General features: G+C 61.5%; 1 protein-coding gene and 1 pseudogene. Both read right to left on the reverse strand.

All coding sequences use genetic code 11. From position 1 onward, the window contains the following. Positions 1 to 192: 192 nt before the first annotated feature. On the reverse strand, positions 193 to 522 hold the full coding sequence (locus ACWDTF_RS24790) for a helix-turn-helix domain-containing protein (protein WP_348805821.1): 330 nt from the start codon (positions 520 to 522) through the stop codon (positions 193 to 195). Between the two features lie 3 nt (positions 523 to 525). Then, positions 526 to 1245: pseudogene (locus ACWDTF_RS24795) on the reverse strand (tyrosine-type recombinase/integrase); the annotation flags it as partial. Positions 1246 to 1528: the final 283 nt, after the last annotated feature.

The raw sequence follows: 1528 nt of genomic DNA on the forward strand, positions 1-1528 counted from the left end.
CCGACGAGACCTCGTCACACACGACCAATAGACCAACCACAGGGGGTCAAAATTCAAACGTCGATAAGGGGTCAGATTTCAGCCGCCGTTGACAGCGGCTTACCCATCACACGTCCGCAGCGATCACAGAGGTAGTCGCCGGTGGTCCGTGTCGGGCGGCCCCGGCGTCGCCGCACGCCGGCACGGTCTTGCTCAGTCATCACGGATCACCCGCGCTCGTTTGGGCCGTCCGGTGCGGCTGAGGTCGACAACATTGTCGGTGGCGGTCTTGCGGCGTCGGGCATCGGTGGCCGTCACCGTCACAAGATCGGCGGGGGTACAGGCGAAGACATCGCATATCGCCGCCATGACCTGGAGCGATACCCTTTCAGGCTGGCCGGCCACCAAGCGGTAGATCTGTGACGCCGACAGGTCGATACCGCGCTCACGCAGTAACGGCACCAGGTCGGTGCTGTTGTGCAGTCCTGCTGCTGCCATCAATTCCGCGAGCCGCCATCGGTAGTCGACTGTGCGTGCTGCCATCAGTTAGTCACCTGTCTCTCCGTGATCGCCGGTATTCATCGCCTCCCGCATGGTCGAGTCCAGTGCGCCCCGCAGCGTCTGTTGGCGGAAGTCGGTCGTGGTGCAGTCGTAGATGCCCGTTGTCGAGGCGAACTCATGGCCCAGCTGATCCTGCACGAATTTGGGGTCAATCCCCGCCTCGATCAGGTGCGTCGTATATGACCTCCGGAACGAGTGCATGTCCACGCCCGGTGTCAGCCCGAGTTCCTCGCAGTATCGGGAAAATCGTTGTCGCACACAGTTAACCGATACCATCTTGCCTCGCTCGCTGGTGAACAGGTCCAGCGGTCCCTCGTCGCCACCCAACTGAGCGACCGCTACCCAGTCCTCGACGACCTCGGGTGACCAGTCGAATACAGTCAGCACCGATCGTGGCTTCGGGGGAGAACCGCGATGGGGCTTTCCGTATCGGACGCGAAGGACACCATACTTCCCGAACTCCGGGGCCTTCGGATTCCGATAGAAGTCGCTGGTCTGAAGATGCCTGACTTCATTGCCGCGCAGACCCCAGCCGTAGGCCACCTTGAACCACGTCGCATCCCGGTACGCCGCGAACCATCCTTTGCGGCCGCTCGCCGCGATCATGTCCACTTCACCATCGGCGTGATCGAAAAACCGTTGCAGCTCAACACGACTGAACGCGCGCTTGGTCGGATTGGACTCAAGGCCATGTCGACGATCATTGACTCGCCGGAGCCGGGATCGGGTAGGTGCGCACGAGTCCGAGTGCACATTAGCGCTGGTCAATAGGCGTGCACCGATAATCAGACATCCCAAGGGTGAGGGACCGGTCCGCCTGCATCTGCTGCAACATTACCGGAATACTTAACATAATGTATCTTATCGGCAGTTGGTGGACCTGCGCTTTCCAGGGGAGAGTCCCAGGGGGTGGTGGGGTTTCGGTCCTGACGTCAGCTGAGCCGGTCGTGACTGGTCCGGCGTGTCGTGGGGGCTTGGGGTGGGCCAT

This window comes from Gordonia sp. NPDC003422, from assembly GCF_053588675.1.

Excerpts from the sequence above, each read along its gene's own strand:
- ACWDTF_RS24790 (WP_348805821.1), bottom strand. The coding sequence starts at position 522 with ATGGCAGCACGCACAGTCGACTACCGATGGCGGCTCGCGGAATTGATG.